Origin of the sequence: Amycolatopsis vastitatis, from assembly GCF_002234595.1 — a bacterium.
In the GTDB taxonomy this organism is placed as follows: Bacteria; Actinomycetota; Actinomycetes; order Mycobacteriales; family Pseudonocardiaceae; genus Amycolatopsis; species Amycolatopsis vastitatis.
This window is the reverse complement of record NZ_NMUL01000007.1, coordinates 501,016-521,865: the sequence shown is the minus strand read 5'-3', so window position 1 is coordinate 521,865 and position 20,850 is coordinate 501,016. Positions and strand designations below refer to the sequence as shown.

Sequence of the window (20,850 nt, the reverse complement as noted above, 5' to 3'; positions counted from 1 at the left end):
CGGCTGGTGCAGCTCGGCTTGCCGCGACGGGTCCCAGCAGGCGCGCAGCCAGCGCGTCCGGCCATCCGGGTGATAGGAATGGCCGGTGACCGAACCGAACCTGATCGAAGCCGCCGCGGCCGAGGCCGTCACGCTGACCAGCGAGCTCATCCGCATCGACACGACCAACACCGGCGATCCCGACACGCTGGTCGGCGAGCGGGCGGCGGCCGAGTACGTCGCGGAGAAGCTGACCGACGCCGGCTACGAGATCACCTACGTCGAGTCGGGTGGGAAGAACCGGCACAACGTGATCGTCCGGCTCGAGGGCGCCGACCGGTCCCGGGGCGGGCTGCTCATCCACGGCCACCTCGACGCCGTGCCCGCCGACCCGTCGGAGTGGTCGGTGCACCCCCTCTCGGGGGCGGTGCAGGACGACTACGTCTGGGGGCGCGGCGCGGTCGACATGAAGGACATGTGCGGGATGGCGCTCGCGCTGGCCCGGCACTACAAGCTGAACAACGTCGTCCCGCCGCGTGACCTGGTCTTCGCCTTCCTCGCCGACGAGGAGGCCGGCGGCAAGTACGGTGCCCAGTGGCTGGTCGAGAACCGGCCGGAGCTGTTCGAGGGCGTCACCGAAGCGATCAGCGAGGTCGGCGGCTTCTCCATCACGCTCAAGGACGACGTCCGCGCGTACCTCATCGAGACGGCCGAAAAGGGCATCCGCTGGATGAAGCTGCGCGTGCGCGGCACCGCCGGGCACGGTTCGATGATCCACCGCGACAACGCCGTCACCAAGCTTTCCGAGGCCGTCGCGAAGCTCGGCAACCACCGGTTCCCGCTGGTGCTCACCGACTCCGTGAAGGAGTTCCTCGCCGGCGTCACCGAGATCACCGGGTGGGACTTCCCGGAGGACGACCTGGAGGGCTCGGTCGCCAAGCTGGGCAACATCTCCCGGATGATCGGCGCGACCCTGCGCGACACGGCCAACCCGACCATGCTCACCGCCGGGTACAAGTCGAACGTCATCCCGTCGGTCGCCGAGGCCGCCGTCGACTGCCGCATCCTGCCGGGCCGGCTCGAGGCCTTCGACCGCGAGCTCGACGAGCTGCTCGGCCCGGACATCGAGAAGGAGTGGATGGAGCTGCCGCCGGTCGAGACGACGTTCGACGGCGCGCTCGTGGACGCGATGACCGCCGCGGTGCTGGCCGAGGACCCGGGCGCGAAGACGCTGCCGTACATGCTGTCCGGCGGCACCGACGCGAAGTCGTTCCAGGAGCTCGGCATCCGCAACTTCGGCTTCGCGCCGCTCAAGCTGCCCGCGGACCTCGACTTCTCGGCGCTGTTCCACGGCGTCGACGAGCGGGTCCCGGTCGAAGCGCTGAAGTTCGGCACCCGCGTGCTGGACCGGTTCCTGCGCACGTCCTGATGACCGCGTTCGCGCTCGCCGACGGCACGTCCCTGCAGGTGGTGCGCAGGGGCGACCCGGCCGCGCCGGTGACGGTCGTGTTCGTCCACGGCTACGCGCTCGACCAGCGCAGCTGGGGCCGGATCGCGCCGCTGGTGCCGGACGCGGCCGACGGGCCGGTGGCCGTGCTGACCTACGACCAGCGCGGCCACGGCGGATCCGGGCGGGCGCGGCGCGGGACGGCGACGATGGCCCGGCTCGGCGACGACCTGGCCGAGCTGCTCGAACGCGAGGTGCCCGAGGGCCGCGTGGTGCTGGTCGGGCACGACATGGGCGGCCTGGCGATCATGTCGCTGTCCCAGCGGCACCCGGAGCTGTTCGCGGCGCGGGTGTCGGGCCTGGTGCTGCTGGCGACGTCGTCGGGGACGCTGGCCACCGAGGTGTCGGCGGCCTGGCCGAACGCACTGGGGAAACTGGCCGGCGACCTCGAAGCGGTCCTCGGCTCGAAGCTCTTCGGGGTCGTGCGCGAGCACACCAGCCGGGCGGTCAGCGCGGGCCTGCGCTGGTGGCTCTTCGGCGACGACCCGGACCCGGACCTGGTCGAGCTGACGGTGAAGATGATCCGCGGCAACTGGCCGCACACCGTCTCGCTGTTCCGCCCGGCCCTGGACGCGTACGCGCGCGACGCGGCGTTGGCCCGGGTCAGCGGCCTGCCGGTGACGGCGATCGTGGGGGAGCGGGACCGGATCGTGCGCGCGTCCGACGTCGAACAGTGGGCAGGCGGCCTGGACAACGGGACCGCCGTGGTGCTGCCCGGCGTCGGGCACGTCGTGCCGCTGGAAGCCGCGGCGCAGGTGCTGCCGCGGGTCGTCGCCCTGGTCAACGCGAGTTACCGACAAGACGAGACTTCTTGACAACTTCTCTTTTCGGCTGCATCCTGGGCGCATGTTCTCCGTCGCGGTGATCGAAGACGCGGCAGCGGCCGAGGTGTCGCTGGACCCCGTGCGTGCCCGGCTGCTGGCCGAGCTGGTCGAACCGGCGTCGGCGACCATGCTCGCCGCGCGGGTGGGGCTGCCCCGGCAGAAGGTCAACTACCACCTGCGGACGCTGGAGAGCCACGGCCTGGTCGAGCTGGTCGAAGAGCGGCGCAAGGGCAACGTCACCGAGCGGATGATGCGGGCGACGGCGGCGTCGTACGTCATCTCGCCGGCGGCGCTGGCCGCGGTGCAGCCGGATCCGGCCGCGGCGCCCGACCGGCTCTCGGCCCGGTGGTTGCTCGCGGTGGCCGGGCGGCTCGTGCGGGACGTCGGCGTGCTCATCACCGGTGCCGCGAAGGCCAAGCAGCGCGTCGCGACCTTCGCGCTCGACGGCGAGGTCCGGTTCGCCTCCGCGGCCGACCGGGCCGCCTTCGCCGAGGAGCTCGCGACCGCCGTCACCACGCTGGTCGCCAAGTACCACGACGAAAGCGCCGAAAACGGCCGCCCGCACCGGGTGGTCGTCGCCGTCCACCCGAGTGTCCCGGAGGAGTCCGACCGTGGGGTATGAGTTCGAGCTGACCGACACCGCCGAGGTCGACGCGACACCGGAACAGGTGTGGGCGGCCATCGCCACCGGGCCCGGCATCGACTCGTGGTTCATGGGCCGCAACGAGGTCGACGGCGGCACCGGCGGCGTGGTTCGCGGCGCCTTCGGCGAGTACCGGCCGGAGCACCGGATCCGGGACTGGGCGCCGCTCGAGAAAATCAGCTACGGCGAGGAGCCGGCACCGGACGGGCGGAAGATCGCCTACGAGTTCCTCGTCGAGGGCCGGAGCGGTGGCAGCTCGGTGGTCCGGTGCGTCACCAGCGGCTTCCTTCCCGGTGACGACTGGGAGGACGAGTTCGAGGCGATGGTCGCGGGCGGCGAGCTGTTCTTCCGCACGCTGGTCGAGTACCTGACGCACTTCGCGGGGCGCACGGCGGTGCCGGTCACGGTGTTCGGGCCGCCGGTGGGGGACTGGGACGAGGCGTGGACGCGGCTCGGCGCGGCCCTCGGCCTGTCCGCGCGTCCCGCCGAGGGCGACCGGGTCCGGATCGAGCCCGGCGGGCTGGAAGGTGTCGTCTTCGCGGTGAACGGCCAGACCGTCGGCGTGCGGACCGCGGACGCGATGTTCCGGTTCCTGCGCGGCTTCCACGGCGCGATGGTCGTGTGCCACAACGTCTTCGCCCCCGGCGCGGACGCCGAGACCGAAGAGAAGACCTGGAGCGAGTGGCTGAACCGCGTGTTCGGTTGACAGTCGAGCGGTATGCATCGACTATCGATACATGCCTCGCTTCCTCGTGTTCGCCCTCCAGGCCGCCGTGGTCTTCGCGTTCCTCGCCGGCCTGTATGCGCAGATCGTCGTCATCCCGACGACCGCGGCCGACCAGGTGGAGATGTTCCCGCCCTACGCGCCGATCCGGGTGCCATTGGTGACCGCCGCGATCCTGTTCGTCGCCTGCGGGCAGGTCGCGCTCGTCGGCCTGGGCCTGCTGCTGCGCCGGGCTGGCCGGGGGACGGTCTTCGAGCCGTCCGCGCTGACCTGGGCGAACGTCGTGGTGGGCGCCACCGCGGCGGCGACCGTCGTCACCGCCGCGGTGTTCGGCTACGTCACGCTCTCCGACATCCCGTCGCCGACCGACGGCATGGACGTGATCGGCCTCTGGCTCGGCACCGCCGCCGCGGTCGTGGCGGGGACGGTCGCCGTGCTGCTCCTCTTCGCCGGACGGCACCTGCTGATCAAGGCGATCGGCCTGCGTACCGAACTGGACGGCGTCGTGTGAACGCGGGCTAGGTCGGCAGTGCGCCAGGCAGGCTTTCCGCCGTCTTCTTGCGGCGCAGCCAGACCCGGCGCGTGCCGTCGGCGTAAAGCCGCACGGTGCGCAGTTCCCAGCCCGCGAACTCCGCGTGGATGGAGAGCTGGATCGCCGCCGCACGCCGGGACACGCCCGGGGGGAGGTGCAGGCGGCGATACTCCCAATCCCCTTCGACCACCGCCTCGCTGACCGTCGTCATGGCTGGATCACCTGGGTCCCTTCTCCGGTGGCCGAGCCGACGATCACCCGGCCGCTCTTCTCGTCCACCCCGACCGAGTCCGGCTGGCGCACGGTGGGGAACCGGTACTTCTCGACGGGTTCGCCGCCGCGGACGTCGAACCCGACCACTTCGTTGCGTTCCGTGAGCGTCACCCAGGCCAGGCTCCGCCGCGCGTCGTAAGCGATCCCGTATGCCCCACCGGGCACCGGATAACGCTGCCGCATGATGAGCGGCGAAGCCGAGAACGCGATCAGCGCGCCCGCTCGCGCGTCCGTCACCAGCACGCGCCCGTACGAGTCCGCCACGGCGTTCGCCGCGCCGTCGCCCGCCCGCAGGCCCTCGTCGACCTTTCCGGCCACGACGTCGACCGAGAACACCGCCGTCCGCAGCCGGTCCAGCACCACCACACCGTCCCCGGTGTCCAGCACGTCGTCGGCGCTGTAGAGCTGCCCGGCGATCGTCCGCGCCTGCCCCGCGGGCGGCAGCACCTGGATGTCCTTCCCCGCCCCCATCGCGACCAGCCGATCGGCGCCGTAGGCCAGGCTCGCCGCCGGCTGCCCGCCCGTCTTCGTCTCGGTGAGCTTCCGGTCCGGCAACGTCAGCTGCTGCACCACACCCCGGTCCGGCTCCGCGATCTCCACCCGCCCCGGCGTCACGGTCAACCGCGAAACCTTGCCGTATAACGACATATTCACCGGGGCTGACGCGAGCGCGTTCAGGTCGAAGAGCCGCAACGACGGCGGCTCGGAAACCGCGACGACGAGGGTCGAGGTCTTTTCGTCGACGGCGACGGCCGACACCGAGCCGTTCGCGAGCACCTGACCAGCGGGTTTCACGGTCACCGCGGGGGAGACGGCCGGGCGTGCGGCGACCGGGTTCGCGACGATCTGCAGCTCGTCGCCGCCCGTCTTGACCGACGAACAGCCCGAGAGCACCAGGACGCCGGCGAGCGGGATCGCGATCCACGACACGGCGGCGAACCGACGCACGTTCTGGCCTCCAGGTGTCCCTCGGCGGGCGGTCTTCACCAGCATGCTCCTTGATCCCCGTGCCGTCACGTGCGTGTCACCGAACAGACACCTGCCGCTCATCGCGGCCAGCGTTCGGGGTAGCCGACCTCGATCGCGCTGACGTCGTCGAGCGCCGACCGGATGGCGGGCGGCAGGGTGATCTCCTCGGCGGTCAGCGACCCGGTGAGCTGGCCGGTGTCCCGCGCGCCGACGACCGGGGCGACGACACCGGGCCGGTCGCGGACCCAGGCCAGGGCGACCGCGAGCGGTGACGTCCCCAGCCCGTCGGCCGCGGTCGCCACCGCCTGCACGATCCGGGCGGCCCGGTCGGTGCGGTGGTGCTCGACGTAGCCGGCGTAGGCGCTGTTCGCCCCGCGCGAGTCGGCGGGGGTGCCGGTGCGGTACTTGCCGGTCAGCACGCCGCGGCCGAGCGGCGCCCAGGGCAGCAGCCCGATGCCGTGGTGCCCGGCGGCGGGTACCACCTCGCGGTCCACGCCGCGCTCGAGCAGTGAGTACTCGACCTGGGTGGAGACGATCGGCGCGAGCGCGGCGGCACCGGCGGCGGCCGTCGCCAGCTGCCAGCCCGCGTAGTTGGAGACGCCGACGTAGCGGACCTTGCCGCTGGTCACGGCGTACTCGAGGGCGGACAGCGTCTCGGCGAGCGGCACGCAGTCGTCCCACGCGTGCAGCTGCCACAGGTCGATGTGGTCGGTGCCCAGCCGCTTGAGCGAGCCGTCGAGCGCGGTGAGCAGCGCGCCGCGCGAGGCGCCACCGCCGAAGGGGCCGTCGGTGCGGCGGGCGACCGCCTTCGTCGCGAGGACGACGTCGTCGCGGGGCACCAGGTCGCCGAGCAGCGAGCCGAGCACCCGCTCGCTCTCGCCCTCGCCGTAGATGTCGGCCGTGTCCACCAGGGTGCCGCCGGCGTCGACGAAGGCGACCAGCTGGCTGGCCGCTTCCTCCGCGTCGGTGTCGCCACCCCAGGTCATGGTGCCGAGCGCCATCCGCGAAACGCGGAGTCCCGAGCGGCCGAGCAGTCGCTTTTCCACGACCGCCGAGCCTAGTGGGCGTCCCCCGCCGGAGGAGACCAAGGTGAGTCGTGTCGCGATCAAGGCCCCCGTTAGGGTTCGGCCCCGTGCGACTCGGACTCAATCTCGGCTACTGGGGAGCGGGGAACGACCCCGCGAACCTGGCCCTGGCGAAACAGGCGGAGGACCTGGGGTACGCGGTCGTGTGGGCCGCGGAGGCCTACGGCTCGGACGCGGTCACCGTGCTGTCGTGGATCGCCGCGCGGACGTCGCGGATCGACGTCGGCGCCGCCGTGCTGCAGATCCCGGCCCGGACCCCGGCGATGACCGCGATGACGGCCGCGACCCTCGACACGCTGTCGGGCGGCCGGTTCCGGCTCGGCCTCGGCGTGTCCGGCCCGCAGGTGTCGGAGGGCTGGCACGGCGTGCGCTTCGCCTCGCCACTGGGCCGGACCCGGGAGTACGCGCAGATCGTGCGGGCGGCGCTGCGCCGGGAGCGTGTGCGGTTCGAGGGTGAACACTTCACGCTGCCGCTGCCGGACGGCCCCGGCAAGGCGCTGCGGCTGGCCGTCCGCCCGGCCCGCAAGCACATCCCGCTCTACCTGGCCGCCATCGGCCCGAAGAACCTGGAGCTGACCGGGGAGCTCGCCGACGGCTGGCTGCCGGTGTTCTTCTCGCCGTCGCACGCGGGGGAGCAGCTGGCGCGGATCCGGGCCGGCGCCGAACGGGCCGGCCGCTCGACGGACGGCTTCGACGTCGCCCCGTCGGTGCCGCTCGTGCCCGGTGACGACTGGCGGGCCTGCGCGGACGCCGTCCGCGGCTACGCGGCCCTCTACCTGGGCGGGATGGGGAGCAAAGAGGAGAACTTCTACAACCGGCTGGCGTGCCGGATGGGTTTCGCGGCCGAGGCCGCCGAAGTGCAAGAGAAATACCTGGCCGGCGACCGGGCGGGGGCGATGGCGGCGGTGCCGCCGGAGTTCCTGGACGCGACGTCGCTGCTGGGCCCGAAGGAACGGATCGCGGAGAAGATGACCGAATTCGCCGAAGCCGGCGTGACGACCCTGTCAGTGTCGCCGTACACGCCGGAGCCGGCCCAGGCCCTGCGTACCGCCGTCGAGGCGCTCGAGCTGGCGGGGGTGGCGTGACGTGGGCTGGTTCGAAGCACTGGTCCTGGGCCTGGTCCAGGGCCTGACGGAGTTCCTGCCGATCTCGTCGAGCGCGCACCTGCGGATCGTCGCGGCGCTGGCGGGCTGGGACGACCCGGGTGCGGCGTTCACCGCGGTCACCCAGATCGGCACCGAGCTGGCGGTGATCATCTACTTCGGCCCGAAGATCGGGAAGATCCTGCAGGGCTGGTTCTTCTCGCTGTACAAGCCGGAGTGGCGCCGTCACCCGGACGCCCGGCTGGGCTGGCTGATCATCATCGGGTCGCTGCCGATCGTGGTGCTCGGGCTGCTGCTGCAGGACCAGATCGACAGCGCGTTCCGCGACCTGCGGATCACCGCGAGCGTGCTCATCGTGTTCGGCCTGATCCTGCTGCTCGCCGACCGGATCGGGAAGCAGGAGCGCACGCTGGACGACCTGACCGTGCCGCACGGGCTCGGCTTCGGCTTCGCGCAGGCACTGGCCCTGATCCCCGGCGTGTCCCGCTCGGGCGGGACGACCAGCGCGGGCCTGCTGCTGGGGTACACGCGGGCGGAGGCGGCGGAGTACTCGTTCCTGCTGGCGCTGCCGGCGGTGTTCGGCTCGGGGGTGTACAAGCTCAAGGACATCGGCGCGGGTGGCGCGCCGGCCCAGTGGGGCCCGACGATCCTGGCCACGCTGGTCGCCTTCGGCGTCGGGTACGCCGTGATCGCCTGGCTGATGGCCTACATCAAGAAGCACAGCTTCGTGCCGTTCGTGGTGTACCGGCTCGTCCTCGGCGTGCTGCTGTTCGTGCTGATCTTCACCGGTGCCCTGGACCCGAACGCCGGGCCGGTCGGGCACTGATCCGCCCGCGTGGGGACCGCTCGATCGGTCCCCACGTAGGGTGGGCCCCGTGAGTACGGTCATTCTGCTGAGGCACGGCAAGTCGACGGCCAACGGCTCCGGCGTCCTGGCCGGGCGGTCCCCGAAGGTCAACCTCGACGACACCGGCCGCGCCCAGGCGGACAAGCTCGTCGAGCGGCTCGACGGCGTGCCGCTGGCCGGGCTCGTCGTGTCCCCCATGCTGCGGTGCAAGCAGACGGTCGGCCCGCTGGCCGCCGCGCGCGGCCTCGAGAAGGTCGTCGAGCCCGGGCTGTCCGAAGTGGACTACGGGGACTGGACGGGCAAGGAACTCAGGCACCTGGCGAAGGAACCGCTCTGGCGGGTCGTGCAGGCACACGCCTCGGCGGCGGTGTTCCCCGGCGGTGAAGGGCTCGCGGCGATGCAGGCGCGGTCGGTGGCCGCTGTCCGCGCCCACGACCGGCGGATCACGGCCGAGCACGGCGACCACGCCGTCTGGCTGCTGTGCAGCCACGGCGACGTGATCAAGTCCATCCTGGCCGACGCGCTCGGCCAGCACCTCGACGCCTTCCAGCGGATCGTCGTCGACCCGGCGTCGATCTCGGTCGTGCGCTACACCGAGACGCGGCCGTTCGTCATGCGGGTCAACGACCACGGCGGCGACCTCGGCGGCATCGTCCCGCCAGAACCGAAGCCGAAGCGCGGCAAGAAGACCGCCGGGACCAGCGACGCCGTCGTCGGCGGTACCACCGGACGGTGACGCCGGCCACCTCCGTAAAGCGCTGACATCGGCACCGGGCGAACCCGTAGGGTGGCGGGACCGAGTGTTCCCCCGACCAGGAGTTTGCCCGATGATTTCGCCGGACAACCCGTTCGCCGCACCCAGCGAGCTGCCCTACGCCCTGCCACCCTTCGACCGGATTTCCGACGAGCACTACCGGCCCGCGTTCGAAGCGGGACTGGCCGAGCACGTCGCGGAGATCGAGCGGATCGCGACGCAGGACGCCGAGCCGACGTTCGACAACACCATCGTGGCCCTCGAGCGCGCCGGCGAGCTGCTGGGCCGGGTGGCGAGCGTGTTCTACAACCTGTCCGGTTCGAACAGCACCGACGAGATCCAGGCCATCCAGGCGGAGTTCGCGCCGAAGCTGGCCGCCCACCACGACGCCATCCACCTCGACCCCCGGCTGTTCGCCCGGATCGACGCCCTCCACGTGCGCCGCGGCGAGCTCGGGCTCGACGAGGAGTCGCTGCGGCTGCTGGAACGGCGGCACACCGACTTCAGCCGGGCCGGCGCCGCGCTCGGCGAGGCCGAGCAAGCCCGCCTGCGCGAGCTGAACGAACAGCTCTCCACGCTGCAGACGAAATTCCAGCAGAACCTGCTCAAGGACACCAACGAGCTGGCCGTCGTCATCGCCGACCGCGCCGAGCTCGACGGCTTCGGCGACGGTGCGATCGCCACCGCGGCCGAAGCCGCCTCCGCCCGGGGCGAGGACGGCAAGTACGTGCTCACCCTGACCCTGCCGACCAGCCAGGCGTCGCCGCTGGAAACGCTGCGGAACCGCGAGGTCCGCGAGCGGATCCACACCGCGTCGATGGCGCGGGGCAACCGCGGCAACTCGTGCGACAACAACGTCGTCGCGGCCGAGATCGTGCGCCTGCGCGCGGAACGGGCCGCGCTGCTCGGCTACCCGAACCACGCGGCGTACGTCATCGCGGACGAGACGGCGAAAACCGCCGAAGCCGCCGCCGGGCTGCTGGAGCGCCTGGCGCCCGCCGCCGTCGCCAACGCCCGTGCCGAAGCCGCCGAACTCCAGCAGCTGCTGGAAGCCGACGTGCCGGGCGCGAAGCTGCGGCCGTCCGACTGGGCGTACTACGCCGCGCAGGTCCGCCGCGAACGCTTCGACGTCGACACCGAGGCACTGCGCCCGTACTTCGAAGCCGATCGCGTGTACGCCGACGGCGTCTTCTTCGCCGCGACGAAGCTGTACGGCCTGACGTTCACCGAGCGGCACGACCTGCCGAAGTACCACCCGGAGGTCCGGACCTTCGAGGTCTTCGACGCCGACGGCACCCCGCTCGGCCTGTTCCTGCTCGACCTCTACACCCGCGACTCCAAGCGCGGCGGCGCCTGGATGAACACGTTCGTCGACCAGTCCGATCTGCTCGGTCGCAAGACGGTCGTGGTCAACGTGCTCAACGTGAACAAGCCGCCGGCGGGGGAGCCGACCCTGCTCACCTTCGACGAGGTCGTCACCGCGTTCCACGAGTTCGGCCACGCCCTCCACGCGCTGGTCTCGGCGGTCCGCTACCCGACCTTCTCCGGCACCAACGTGCCCCGCGACTTCGTCGAATACCCCTCGCAGGTCAACGAGATGTGGATGCTGTGGCCGGAAGTGCTGGCCCACTACGCCAAACACCACGAGACCGGTGAAGCACTGCCCGCGGAGCAGGTCGAGAAGCTCCTCGCCGCCCAGCAGTACGGGCAAGGCTTCGCCACCACCGAATACCTCGCGGCCTCCCTGCTCGACCAGGCCTGGCACGGCCTCGGCGTCGACGACCAGGTGGGGGAGGTGCAGCGGTTCGAGGCGGAAGCACTCGTCAAAGCCGGCGTAGCCGTCGAGGCGATCCCGCCGCGCTACCGCACGACCTACTTCGCCCACATCTTCAGCGGCGGCTACAGCGCCGGGTACTACTCCTACATCTGGAGCGAAGTCCTCGACGCCGACACCGTCCAATGGTTCCGGGAGAGCGGCGGCCTGACCCGCGAGAACGGCGACCACTTCCGCCGCACCCTCCTCGGCCGGGGCGGCAGCATCGACCCCATGGACGCCTTCCGAGCATTCCGCGGCCGCGACCCCGAGATCGAACCCCTCCTCGACCGCCGCGGCCTCACCGGAGTCTGACCCTCTACTGTATAACGACCTATACCCCGGGGCGATTTTCAAGAAAATCGCCCCGGGGTAGTCAGGCCATGCACAAAACCCGCACAGACGCGGGGAGTCAGGCCGTCGCGGCCGCGGCTCGCTCGCCGGTGACGATGTGGTCGATGAAACCGTAGGAAAGTGCTTCGTCGGCGTCGAACCAGCGGTCCCGGTCGGCGTCGGCGGTGATGCGGTCGACGCTCTGGCCGGTCTGCCGCGCGGTGATCTCGGCGATCCGGCGCTTCATCTTCCCGAAGACCTCGGCCTGGATGGCGATGTCGGTGGCGGCGCCGCTGATCCCGGCCGACGGCTGGTGCATGACGATCCGCGTGTTCGGCAGCAGGTAGCGCTTTCCGGGGGTGCCCGAGGAGAGCAGGAACTGGCCCATGGACGCGACGAACCCGAGGCCCCACGTGGAGACGTCCGGCTTGACCAGCTGCATGGTGTCGTAGATGGCCAGCCCGGCGGTCACCGAGCCGCCGGGGGAGTTGATGTAGAAGGTGATGTCCTTCGCCGGGTCGTCGGCGGCGAGCAGGAGCAGCTGGGCGATGATCCGGTTGGCCACCTCGTCGTTGACCTCGGAGCCGAGGAAGACGATGCGGTCGCGGAGAAGCTGTTGGTAGACCGAGTCTTCTGGCGACTGGCCGGGTGCGTGCATTTCGGGTACGGCGAGAAGGGTCATGGCCCGACGGTAGGGCCGCGGCCGCGGTGCGGGGCGCGGGTTTCGCTGTGAGCGTGCGGGGTTCGCTCCGGGCGATCACCCGTCGGCCTCTTTCAGGCGCGAAACGGGGCCGCCATCAGCACGTGATGGCGGCCCCGTTTTCGTGGGTGTGGCTCAGATGAGGCCGAGCTTCTGCACGGTGTCGCGCTCTTCGACGAGCTCGGCGACGGAGGCGTCGATGCGGGCGCGGGAGAAGTCGTCGATCTCGAGGCCCTGGACGATCTTGTACTGGCCGTTCTCGGCGGTGACCGGGAAGGACGAGATGAGGCCCTCGGGGACGCCGTAGGAGCCGTCGGAGACGACCGCCGCGGAGGTCCAGTCGCCGGCCGGGGTGCCGTTGACCCAGGTGTGGACGTGGTCGATGGCGGCGGAGGCGGCCGAGGCGGCGGAGGAGAGTCCGCGGGCTTCGATGATGGCCGCGCCGCGCTTGGCGACGGTGGGGATGAAGTCGTTCTCGAGCCACGCCTGGTCGAGGTCGACGCTCTTGCCGCCGACCTCGGCGTGCTGGACCGAGGGGTACTGCGTGGCGGAGTGGTTGCCCCAGATGGCGAGCTTCTTGAGCTCGGTCACCGGGACGCCGAGCTTCTTGGAGAGCTGGGCGAGGGCGCGGTTGTGGTCGAGGCGGGTCATCGCGGTGAAGCGGTCGGCGGGCACGTCGGGGGCGTGCGAGCGGGCGATGAGGGCGTTGGTGTTGGCCGGGTTGCCGACCACGAGGACCTTGATGTCGTCGGCGGCGCCGGCGTTGATGGCTTCGCCCTGGGGCTTGAAGATGCCGCCGTTGGCTTCGAGGAGGTCGCCGCGCTCCATGCCCTTGCTGCGGGGGCGGGCGCCGACGAGGAGGGCGATGTTGGTGCCTTCGAAGGCCTGCTTGGGGTCGTCGAAGATGTCGGTGCCTGCCAGGAGCGGGAATGCGCCGTCCTCGAGCTCCATGGCGGTGCCCTCGGCCGCCTTGACCGCTTGCGGGATCTCGAGGAGCCGCAGCTTCACCGGGACGTCCTGGCCGAGGAGCTGACCGGACGCGATGCGGAAGAGCAGCGCGTAGCCGATCTGGCCGGCGGCGCCGGTGACGGTCACGTTGACAGGGGCTTGGGTCATTGCGGTACTCCAGCTTGAGACGACTTTGGCTAGTGCCTTGGAGCCTATCCCTCCTGGGCGTCGCTGTTCGGGTGCGTCCGGTCACGCTCGTGAGTGGTGTCGGTGACGTTGGCGGCGAGCCGGTGGAGGAGGCCGGCGAGCTGGGCGATCTCGGTTTCGGTGAGGCCTTTCCGCATGCGCTGGTCGTGGGCGATGGCGGCTTCGGCGAGGCGGTGGAACAGCTTTTCGCCGTGGTCGGTGAGTTCGACGAGGTGGACGCGCCGGTTTCCGGGGTCGCGGCGGCGGGTGACGAGGCCGGCGGTTTCCATGCCGTTGAGGTGGTGGGTGAGGGTGGCGCCTTGGATGCCGACGGCGTCGGCGAGTTCGCGCTGGTTGGCGGCGGGTCTGGTCTTGAGGGAGATGAGGATCTGCCAGATCGGCTGGGAGCCGCCCGCGGCGGCGAGTGCCTGGTCGAAGGCGCGGCCGGCGGTTTTGGCGGTGCGGGCGAGGACGACGCCGATGGGGGCGGTGACGGGTGCTGGCACGCCGTTGACCGTACCGTAGATGCCGAGGAGTCTAAGCGTTTGACATCTAACGGTTAGACTTCTAACGTTCATAGCATCGAAGGAAGGGGAATGCGATGAGCACCGAAGAGCAGGTCCGCGAGTTCGGCCGGGTCTGGGCCGCCGCCGAGGAGCGTGGTGACACCGAGGTCTTGGCCGGCCTGGCTGCCGACGGCTTCCGCCTGGTCGGGCCGCTCGGCTTCGTCCTGGACCGTGACCAGTGGCTGGCGCGCTACGGCGACGGCGGGCTGGTCACCGAGAAGCTGGACTGGGCCGGGGTCGAAGTCCGCGACTTCGGCGGCACGGCGATCGCGATCGGCGTGCACGAGCAGGTCGCGACGCACCAGGGGAACCCGGTGAACGGCCGGTTCCGCGCCACGCACGTGCTGGTCCGCGACGACGGTCGCTGGCGGCTGGCGAGCATGCACCTCAGCCCGATCGGCGGCCCGCCGTCGTTCGCCCGCGCAGCGCACGGGGAGGAGTGATGAGTGTCGAACTGAACCACACGATCGTGTGTGTCACCGATCGGGAGAAGTCGGCGGAGTTCCTGGCCGGGATCCTCGGCCTGCGGGCCGGGCCGGTCACCGGGCCGTTCGTGCCGGTCGCGCTGGCGAACGGCGTGACGCTGGACTACCTGCGGGTGGACCGCGTGACGAGCCAGCACTACGCGTTCCTGGTGGGCGACGACGACTTCGACGCCGCGCTGGCGCGGATCCAGGCGGCCGGGATCACGTACTGGGCGGACCCGTTTCACGAGCGGCCGGGCGACGTCAACACCGTGAACGGCGGCCGCGGGGTGTACTTCGAGGACCCCGACGGTCACAACATGGAACTGCTCACCCGGGCCTGAGGGGACGGGCTCGGACGCCGGGACCGCAACCCCGTGCCGGGTTCCGGCTCTCCGGCCGGTGATCGGCCGAGCCGGACGTCGCGCGGGTGATCGTGCCGATCACCGGGTGGACCGGGGGCGCGAAATCGTTTTCCCCGAGTATTCATTCACGTTCATCGGGAATCAGTTGCGCAGATTTGTCGAAACGTGAGCAATGCTGTGTGACAGTCCGGATGCGCGGCGTTGCTCCGTTCAGCGGGGTTTGCTTCCATGATCCTTCCGCTACCATGGTCCGGCCCCGGTCCCCAATTCGGATGTATTGGGAAGGATTCCGATGCTGTCTGCGGTCGTTGCTGCCGTAATGGCGCTGTCCTCTGTGGTCACCCCGCATTCGTGGAACACTCCTCCGCCGCCCGACAAAATCGTGATCGACGTCGCGACCGTCAACGGCACCGGCTGCCCGCCGAACTCGGCCGCTGTGTCGGTCTCGCAGGACAACACGGCATTCACTGTAACTTACAGCACGTACACGGCTCTGATCGGCGTCGGGGCCGGGCCGCTGGACGCCAGGAAGAACTGCCAGATCGGCCTGCGGGTGCACGTGCCGCAGGGGTTCACCTACGGAATCGCGCAGGCCGACTACCGCGGATTCGCGCACCTTGAACGCGGCGCGACCGGCCTGGAAAGAGCGAACTACTATTTCCAGGGTAATTCCCCGACGGCTTACGTCCAGCACCCGCTGGCCGGGCCGCTGGACGATGACTGGCATTTCACCGATTCCACGGAGGTCGGGGCAATCGCGTTCAAGCCGTGTGGTGAGGAACGCAACCTGAACATCAACACGGAATTGCGTGCGGCGGCCGGGACGTCGGATCCGAAGAAGACGACGAGCTACGTCACGATGGACTCGACCGACGGCAGCATCACCACCACGTACCACTTCGCGTGGCTGACCTGCCCGTGATCGGGTGAGGCAACCGGGGCGGCGCGGTCTTCCACCGCGCCGCCCTGTGGTCATGGCCGGGCCGGTGCCCGGGGATCGGTGGCCTGGACCCCGAAGACGCGGCCGAGGGAGACGAGGGCTTCGTCCAGGTGGCTGAGGCTGGAGAGGACGGCCCGGGTTTCGGCCGCCTCGACGCGGTCGGAAACCGGGGTGCCGTCGTCGCGCACGAGCGTGCCGGGGTCCGCGCCGCCGGGGGCGTCGAGGGCTTTGCGCAGGACGTCGATGTTGCGCAGCAGCCGTCCGGTGAACAGGCGCAGGCGGTCGGCGTCGGCTCCGGCGAGCTGGCCGGGCTGGGCGCGGGCGGCGACGTGGCGGGCCCGGAAGGCGATGGTTTCCAGGGTGGTGAGCACGTGCCAGCCGTAGTCGCGGCGGGCACTGCGGAGGTTGACCGGGTGGGTCAGCGGTTCGACCGTGGTGCGGACCTGTTCAACGCCGCGGTCGAGGTCGCGGGAGAGCTCGATGATGTTGACGTTCTCCTCGCCGGCGAGGAGGCCGCGGGTGTGTTCGAGGAACTCTTCCAGGTCGTCGAGCACTTCGCCGATGTCGTCGAGCATGACCGCGCGGGTGCGGACCGGGACGATGACGACGGCGGCGAGGATGCCCGCGGCCGCGCCGACCGCGGTTTCCGCGACGCGGATCCAGAGCACTTCGAGGCTGAACGTGCCGAGCAGGCTGTAGAGCAGGCCGAGCATGCTGGTGACGAAGAAGGCCATCGCCACCTGGGAGACGCGGGCGGTGTAGACCATGCCGAAGACGCACACCAGGATGAGCGCGAGCGTCGCCGCGGTGTCGCCGCCGACCAGCAGCGCGAGCAGGACGCCGCCGACGATGCCGATCAGGGTGCCGCCGAGGCGGCGGACGCCCTTGACGAAGGTGGCTCCGGCGCTGGAGGCGCCGATGAACACGACGAACACCGTCAGAACGGCCCAGTACCAGCGCTGGTGGGAGACGAGTTCGCCGCCGAGCACGGCGAGCCCACCGCCGACGACGGCCTGGATGGCGCTGCGGGTCCGGTTGTCGTAGGCGAACCTGGGCGCCGGCTCGTCGTCGTCATCGGTGTCGAGCGGGTCCGCTGTGGACTCCGGGGCGGCGGCGCGCTGGGCGCGGTCGTCGGCCAGCGCGAGCTCGGCCAGTGCCTTGCGGACGCCGTCGCCGGGTGCGGCGTGGGAGTCGATGCGGCTGCCTTCGACGAGCATCCGGCTGTATTCGCCGGTCTGGCTGATCAGCGGCAGCTCGCGCGGGTCGCGTTCCATGAGGGCGCGGAAGCGGGCGAGCCGGGCGATGAGGTCGTCGCGGACCTCGGTGGCGAGCTCGTCGGAGCAGGTGCGCTGGACGGTGATGGCGAGCCACTGCACGGCCAGCTCGACCTCGATCGCGCGGCGCCGCAGGCGGTCGGCGGCGCGGGCGTCGACGACGTCGGGGGCGGCGTCCTCGATGAGCAGGACGCACTCGTGGAGCCGGTTGATCGCGCTGCGCAGCTGCTTGCGGGTGCGTTCGCTGCCGTTGACCGCCAGGTAGGCCTCGGTGGCGCGCACGACCGCGCCGAGGCGGGCGCGGAAGGCCCGGCGGACCCGCAGGAACTCCGCTGCGGCGTTGCGCCGGAGCAGGAGGAACCGGACGACGGCGTTGGCGAGGACGCCGACGGCGAGGGCCAGCAGCAGCTGCGGGACCTGCTTGACGTGGGCCTGCAGGAACATCGGGAAGAAGAACAGGAAGAAGGCGATCGAGCCGAGCGCGGTGCCGCGGGTGCCGAAGCGCTGGGCGTAGACGGCGACGAAGATCAGCAGGACGAACACGACGCTGTCGAGCGGCGGCAGGCCGGAGCCGAGGCTGGCGACGGTGATCGACGCGGCTCCGGTGAGGAAGGCCAGGCCGAGGGTGACGGCCTGGGCGCCCGGGGTGGGGTCGTTGACGGTGAAAGCCGTCATCATCGCGGCGATGGCCCCGACGAGGATGACGGTCAGCGGCAGGTGCGCGGGCAGCAGGGCGGCCACGGCGACGACGATGCCGAGCACGGCGGAGCCGGCCAGGCGCAGCCGGACCAGGCCGGGGTCGGCCGCCGTGAGCCGGTCGAGGGCGGCGGTGCGGAAGTCGTTCATCGGGCGAGCAGCTCCCACTGGGCGAGGGTGGCGCGCCGGCCGCGGGTGGCGGTGACGCGCAGCCGGTAGCGGGCGTGCGCGGCCGGGGTGTCGAGGACGAACGGGCGGGTCTGGCGGCGCCAGCGGAACAGCTCGCCGGAGCGTTCGTCCAGCGTGGTCCAGGCGGCGCCGTCGTCGGAGCCTTCGAGGACCCACGCGGCCGGGTCGCCGCGGCGGGCGCCGGAGGTGAGCGTGTACATCGTGACTTCGCGGGGTTCGCCGGTGACCGTGAACTCGATCGACGGCGTGGCGGTGCGGAAGGTGACTTCGGTGCGGGTGGTGTCGTCGAAGAGCGCCCCGGTGCTGGTGCCGTCCGAGCTGGTCGCGGTGCCGGTGAGGTCGGTGACCGGGTCCGGGTGCTCGGCGGGCGGTGGCGGGCTGCCCCAGCCGGCCGGTTCGGTGGCGAGGTCGAAGACGAGCGAGGCGCCGCCGGCCAGGGTGGCGTGGGCGATGGTCGTGGCGTCGTGCGGCTCGCCGTCGACGGTGAGCCCGCGGACGTAGACGGTTTCGGTGGTGTTGCCCGGCGCGTGGACGACGAGCTTCTTGCCGCCGCCGAGGTGCACGGTCGCCTTTTCGAACAGCGGTGAGCCGATGGCGTAGCGCGGGCTGCCGACGGCCAGGGGGTAGAAGCCGAGGGCGCTGAAGACGTACCAGGCGGACATCTCGCCGTTGTCCTCGTCGCCGGGGTAGCCCTGGCCGATCTCACTGCCCAGGTAGAGCCGCCGCAGGACCTCCCGGACGACGGCTTGCGCCTTCGCGGGCGCGCCGGCGAGGTTGAAGACGTACGGGATGTGGTGCGAGGGCTGGTTGGAGTGGCCGTACTGGCCCATGCGGACGTCGCGGGCTTCGGTCATCTCGTGGATCAGGCCGCCGTACGCGCCGGGACGGCGTCCGGTCTCCGGGGTGGCGAAGAAGGTGTCGAGCTTGGCTTCGAGGCCGGCGGTGCCGCCGTGCAGGGCCGCGAGGCCGGGGCCGTCGTGGGGCGCGGTGAAGGCGGTGTTCCAGGCGTTGGTCTCGACGAAGTCGCCGCCCCACGCGGCCGGGTCGTAGCCCTCGGGGGCGAACCGGCGGCGGCCGTCGCGGTGGCGGCCCTGGAAGAACCCGATCTCCGGGTCGAAGTGGTGGACGTAGTGCTTCGCGCGCTCCCGGAAGTAGGCGGCGTAGTCGGCGTACCTCCGGGCTCGCGGCCCGTCGCTCTCCCGCGACAGTGCCTCGGAGAGGTTGGCGAGGCCGAAGTCGTTGATGCAGCCTTCCAGCGCCCAGGAGAGTCCTTCGTGGACGGACACCGGCGTGAAGCCGAGGAAGATCGAGCGGTCGAGGCCCTTGCGGCCGACCGAGCGGTGCGGCGGCGTGACGGTGGCGTTCTTCAGCCCGGCGTCGTAGGCCGCCTCGACGTCGAAGTCGCGGACGCCCTTGAGGTAGGCGTCGGCGAAGGCGACGTCGGAGCTGGTGCCGGTCATCAGGTCGGCGTAGCCGGGCGAGGACCAGCGGGAGATCCAGCCGCCTTCGCGGTACTGCTGGACGAACCCGTCGATCATCCGGCCGCAGCGGTCGGGGGTGAGCAGCGCGTACGCGGGCCAGGTCGTGCGGTAGGTGTCCCAGAAGCCGTTGTTGACGTACAGCTCGCCGTCGACGACCTTGGCGCCGGTGCGCGTCCGGGTGCTCGGCCACCGCCGGCGCCGGACCGGGCTCGCGTGCCGGATGCCTTTCGGCGTGTTCTCGTGCGCGACGTTCGGGTACAGGAACAGCCGGTAGAGGTTGGAGTACAGCGTGGTCCGCTGGTCGTCGGTGGCGCCTTCGACCTCGACGCGGCCGAGCACGTCCTGCCAGAGTTCGCGGGCCCGCGTTTTCACGTCTTCGAACGTCGTCCCGGCCGGGATCTCCAGCTCGAGGTTGCGCTTGGCCTGCGCGAGGCTGATCAGCGACGTCGCGATCCGCAGCGTCACCTCGGGCCCGTCGAATTCGAAGTAGCCCGCGACGCGCCGCCAGGGCCGGCGGCGGACCTTCGTGCCGCGCGTGGCCGGGGCGTCGGTCTCGGCGTAGACGAACATGCGGCGCGCCCCCGCGGACAGGCGGCTGCGGACCCCCGTGTACCCGGTGATCACGCCGGTGTCGGGGTTCAGCCGGAGGCCGCCACGGTTGCCGACGTTGTCGAACAGCAGCCAGCCGTGCTTGTCGGGGAAGGTGAAGCGCATGATCGCGGCGTGGGACGTGGGCGCGAGGTCGGCGGTCATGCCGTTGGCGAACCGGACGCCGTAGTGGTAGGGCGAGTCGGTCTCGTCGTCGTGGGAGAAGGCCAGGGCGCGCTTGCGGCGGTCGGGTTCGACCGGGCCGGTGCCGGGCATGATGTGGAAGGTGTGCCGGTCGCCCATCCACGGGCTCGGCTGGTGGCTGAGCGCGAGTGCCTGCAGGGCCGGCCGGTTCCCGGCGTCGTTGTGGCGGTGGTAGGAGTAGATCCAGTTGGTGACGCCGGCGTCGGTGACCGGGGTCCAGAAGTTGAACCCGTGCGGCACCGCCGTGGCCGGGAAGTTGTTGCCCCGGGAAAACTCGCTGCTGGAGTGCGTGCCCCGGGTGGTCCGGACGACGTCGACGGGGTCCCGCGGCAGCTCGGTGCGTTCGGCGACGCGGACGTCGTCGATCCACCCGGTGATCTCCCCGGGTGACGCCGTGCGCAGCACGATCCGGCTGATCCGGCGCCCGGCGAACGCCCCCAGCGGGCGGCGGACGAGGTTCCACTGGTCCACCCAGAGCGTCTTGTCGTCGACCGGGTCGAACCCGGCGGAGGTGCCGTCGGCGAACTCGACGTCGAGGCTGACCCGGGTGGCGTGGTAGGCCGGGATCTCCCCGTCCGATTGCGGGAAGACCACATAGGACAGCTCGGTGCGCGGGGTGACGGGTGCGTCGAGTTCGAACAGGACGGCTTCGGGCCGCGCGTCGTAGCGCAGCGCCTTGGTCCCGGTGAAGCCGACGCCGGTCTTGGCCGTGGGGGAACGGTCCGGTCCGCTGCCGACGGACAGGGCGGGGTCCGCGGGCTGCGGGTCACCGGTTTCGAAGGAGGAGAAGAACACGGCGTCGGGCATGCCCACACCGTATCCGCCGAACGGCGCAGCCCGCCGATCACGAGCGGCCCCACGGA

Annotated in this window: 20 protein-coding genes; 12 read left to right on the top strand and 8 right to left on the bottom strand. The window is 71.2% G+C overall.

Going from position 1 to position 20,850, the window contains the following annotated elements; translation table 11 throughout:
• Window positions 1-85 precede the first annotated feature (85 nt).
• From CF165_RS09680 to CF165_RS09660, 5 genes are read left to right on the top strand one after another with little or no spacing between them, the layout of a single operon-like run.
• Window positions 86-1,408 (top strand): M20/M25/M40 family metallo-hydrolase, encoded by a 1,323-nt coding sequence (locus CF165_RS09680; RefSeq protein ID WP_093947086.1) that lies wholly within the window; start codon window positions 86-88, stop codon window positions 1,406-1,408.
• Entirely contained in the window at window positions 1,408-2,301 is an 894-nt protein-coding gene (locus CF165_RS09675) for an alpha/beta fold hydrolase (RefSeq protein ID WP_093947085.1), read from the top strand. Before CF165_RS09680 ends, CF165_RS09675 begins: the two co-directional genes overlap by 1 nt.
• Window positions 2,302-2,332: 31 nt before the next feature.
• Window positions 2,333-2,932, top strand: a complete 600-nt coding sequence (locus CF165_RS09670; protein ID WP_093947084.1) for a winged helix-turn-helix domain-containing protein — start codon at window positions 2,333-2,335, stop codon at window positions 2,930-2,932.
• The gene (locus CF165_RS09665; protein ID WP_093947083.1) at window positions 2,922-3,659 is read left to right on the top strand and encodes an SRPBCC family protein; all 738 of its coding nucleotides are present in this window, start codon (window positions 2,922-2,924) and stop codon (window positions 3,657-3,659) included. The genes CF165_RS09670 and CF165_RS09665 overlap by 11 nt, the downstream gene beginning before the upstream one ends.
• A gap of 31 nt (window positions 3,660-3,690) precedes the next feature.
• The gene (locus CF165_RS09660; RefSeq protein ID WP_093947082.1) at window positions 3,691-4,188 is read left to right on the top strand and encodes a DUF2975 domain-containing protein; all 498 of its coding nucleotides are present in this window, start codon (window positions 3,691-3,693) and stop codon (window positions 4,186-4,188) included.
• A gap of 7 nt (window positions 4,189-4,195) precedes the next feature.
• On the opposite strand, the gene CF165_RS09655 is transcribed toward CF165_RS09660, so the two are convergent.
• The 3 genes from CF165_RS09655 to CF165_RS09645 form a co-directional block, all read right to left on the bottom strand.
• On the bottom strand, window positions 4,196-4,420 hold the full coding sequence (locus CF165_RS09655) for a DUF5703 family protein (protein WP_072478962.1): 225 nt from the start codon (window positions 4,418-4,420) through the stop codon (window positions 4,196-4,198).
• The gene (locus tag CF165_RS09650; protein ID WP_093947081.1) at window positions 4,417-5,430 is read right to left on the bottom strand and encodes a YncE family protein; all 1,014 of its coding nucleotides are present in this window, start codon (window positions 5,428-5,430) and stop codon (window positions 4,417-4,419) included. Before CF165_RS09650 ends, CF165_RS09655 begins: the two co-directional genes overlap by 4 nt.
• A 98-nt stretch (window positions 5,431-5,528) precedes the next feature.
• Entirely contained in the window at window positions 5,529-6,497 is a 969-nt protein-coding gene (locus tag CF165_RS09645; protein WP_167441398.1) for an aldo/keto reductase, read from the bottom strand.
• 86 nt (window positions 6,498-6,583) lie between these two features.
• Here CF165_RS09645 and CF165_RS09640 point away from each other — a divergent pair, with 86 nt between their 5' ends.
• The 4 genes from CF165_RS09640 (at window position 6,584) to CF165_RS09625 (ending at window position 11,368) form a co-directional block, all read left to right on the top strand.
• Entirely contained in the window at window positions 6,584-7,621 is a 1,038-nt protein-coding gene (locus CF165_RS09640; protein WP_093947080.1) for an LLM class F420-dependent oxidoreductase, read from the top strand.
• 1 nt (window position 7,622) lies between these two features.
• A complete protein-coding gene (locus CF165_RS09635; protein ID WP_093947079.1) occupies window positions 7,623-8,465 on the top strand; it encodes an undecaprenyl-diphosphate phosphatase in 843 nt (280 codons plus the stop codon).
• A gap of 49 nt (window positions 8,466-8,514) precedes the next feature.
• Window positions 8,515-9,222, top strand: a complete 708-nt coding sequence (locus tag CF165_RS09630; RefSeq protein ID WP_093947078.1) for a histidine phosphatase family protein — start codon at window positions 8,515-8,517, stop codon at window positions 9,220-9,222.
• 91 nt (window positions 9,223-9,313) lie between these two features.
• Complete coding sequence (locus CF165_RS09625) at window positions 9,314-11,368, top strand: M3 family metallopeptidase (protein ID WP_093947077.1); 2,055 nt, start codon at window positions 9,314-9,316, stop codon at window positions 11,366-11,368.
• Between the two features lie 97 nt (window positions 11,369-11,465).
• Here the strand turns inward: CF165_RS09625 and CF165_RS09620 are convergent, their stop codons facing one another.
• The 3 genes from CF165_RS09620 to CF165_RS09610 form a co-directional block, all read right to left on the bottom strand.
• Window positions 11,466-12,068, bottom strand: coding sequence for a ClpP family protease (locus tag CF165_RS09620; RefSeq protein ID WP_093947076.1), 603 nt, complete (start codon window positions 12,066-12,068; stop codon window positions 11,466-11,468).
• A 153-nt stretch (window positions 12,069-12,221) separates the two neighbouring features.
• Complete coding sequence (locus tag CF165_RS09615) at window positions 12,222-13,202, bottom strand: malate dehydrogenase (protein ID WP_093947075.1); 981 nt, start codon at window positions 13,200-13,202, stop codon at window positions 12,222-12,224.
• Window positions 13,203-13,246: 44 nt separating this feature from the next.
• Window positions 13,247-13,726 carry a MarR family winged helix-turn-helix transcriptional regulator gene (locus CF165_RS09610; RefSeq protein ID WP_167441397.1) on the bottom strand — a complete coding sequence of 160 codons (480 nt, stop codon included), beginning with the start codon at window positions 13,724-13,726 and terminating at the stop codon, window positions 13,247-13,249.
• A gap of 95 nt (window positions 13,727-13,821) precedes the next feature.
• On the opposite strand from CF165_RS09610, the gene CF165_RS09605 reads away from it, so the two are divergent.
• From CF165_RS09605 to CF165_RS09595, 3 genes are all read left to right on the top strand, one after another.
• The gene (locus CF165_RS09605; protein WP_093947074.1) at window positions 13,822-14,229 is read left to right on the top strand and encodes a nuclear transport factor 2 family protein; all 408 of its coding nucleotides are present in this window, start codon (window positions 13,822-13,824) and stop codon (window positions 14,227-14,229) included.
• Window positions 14,229-14,594 (top strand): VOC family protein, encoded by a 366-nt coding sequence (locus CF165_RS09600; RefSeq protein WP_093947073.1) that lies wholly within the window; start codon window positions 14,229-14,231, stop codon window positions 14,592-14,594. Before CF165_RS09605 ends, CF165_RS09600 begins: the two co-directional genes overlap by 1 nt.
• A gap of 313 nt (window positions 14,595-14,907) precedes the next feature.
• Window positions 14,908-15,537, top strand: coding sequence for a DUF4360 domain-containing protein (locus CF165_RS09595; protein ID WP_205660801.1), 630 nt, complete (start codon window positions 14,908-14,910; stop codon window positions 15,535-15,537).
• 50 nt (window positions 15,538-15,587) lie between these two features.
• On the opposite strand, the gene CF165_RS09590 is transcribed toward CF165_RS09595, so the two are convergent.
• Together CF165_RS09590 and CF165_RS09585 are read right to left on the bottom strand one after the other, a co-directional pair.
• Window positions 15,588-17,675, bottom strand: coding sequence for an FUSC family protein (locus CF165_RS09590; protein WP_093947071.1), 2,088 nt, complete (start codon window positions 17,673-17,675; stop codon window positions 15,588-15,590).
• Window positions 17,672-20,794, bottom strand: a complete 3,123-nt coding sequence (locus tag CF165_RS09585; RefSeq protein ID WP_093947177.1) for a GH92 family glycosyl hydrolase — start codon at window positions 20,792-20,794, stop codon at window positions 17,672-17,674. Before CF165_RS09585 ends, CF165_RS09590 begins: the two co-directional genes overlap by 4 nt.
• Window positions 20,795-20,850 lie beyond the last annotated feature (56 nt).

Excerpts from the sequence above, each read along its gene's own strand:
- CF165_RS09675 (WP_093947085.1), top strand. The coding sequence starts at position 1,408 with ATGACCGCGTTCGCGCTCGCCGACGGCACGTCCCTGCAGGTGGTGCGC.
- CF165_RS09670 (WP_093947084.1), top strand. The coding sequence starts at position 2,333 with ATGTTCTCCGTCGCGGTGATCGAAGACGCGGCAGCGGCCGAGGTGTCG.
- CF165_RS09660 (WP_093947082.1), top strand. The coding sequence starts at position 3,691 with ATGCCTCGCTTCCTCGTGTTCGCCCTCCAGGCCGCCGTGGTCTTCGCG.
- CF165_RS09655 (WP_072478962.1), bottom strand. The coding sequence starts at position 4,420 with ATGACGACGGTCAGCGAGGCGGTGGTCGAAGGGGATTGGGAGTATCGC.
- CF165_RS09625 (WP_093947077.1), top strand. The coding sequence starts at position 9,314 with ATGATTTCGCCGGACAACCCGTTCGCCGCACCCAGCGAGCTGCCCTAC.
- CF165_RS09620 (WP_093947076.1), bottom strand. The coding sequence starts at position 12,068 with ATGACCCTTCTCGCCGTACCCGAAATGCACGCACCCGGCCAGTCGCCA.
- CF165_RS09615 (WP_093947075.1), bottom strand. The coding sequence starts at position 13,202 with ATGACCCAAGCCCCTGTCAACGTGACCGTCACCGGCGCCGCCGGCCAG.
- CF165_RS09605 (WP_093947074.1), top strand. The coding sequence starts at position 13,822 with ATGAGCACCGAAGAGCAGGTCCGCGAGTTCGGCCGGGTCTGGGCCGCC.
- CF165_RS09600 (WP_093947073.1), top strand. The coding sequence starts at position 14,229 with ATGAGTGTCGAACTGAACCACACGATCGTGTGTGTCACCGATCGGGAG.
- CF165_RS09595 (WP_205660801.1), top strand. The coding sequence starts at position 14,908 with ATGCTGTCTGCGGTCGTTGCTGCCGTAATGGCGCTGTCCTCTGTGGTC.
- CF165_RS09590 (WP_093947071.1), bottom strand. The coding sequence starts at position 17,675 with ATGAACGACTTCCGCACCGCCGCCCTCGACCGGCTCACGGCGGCCGAC.
- CF165_RS09585 (WP_093947177.1), bottom strand. The coding sequence starts at position 20,794 with ATGCCCGACGCCGTGTTCTTCTCCTCCTTCGAAACCGGTGACCCGCAG.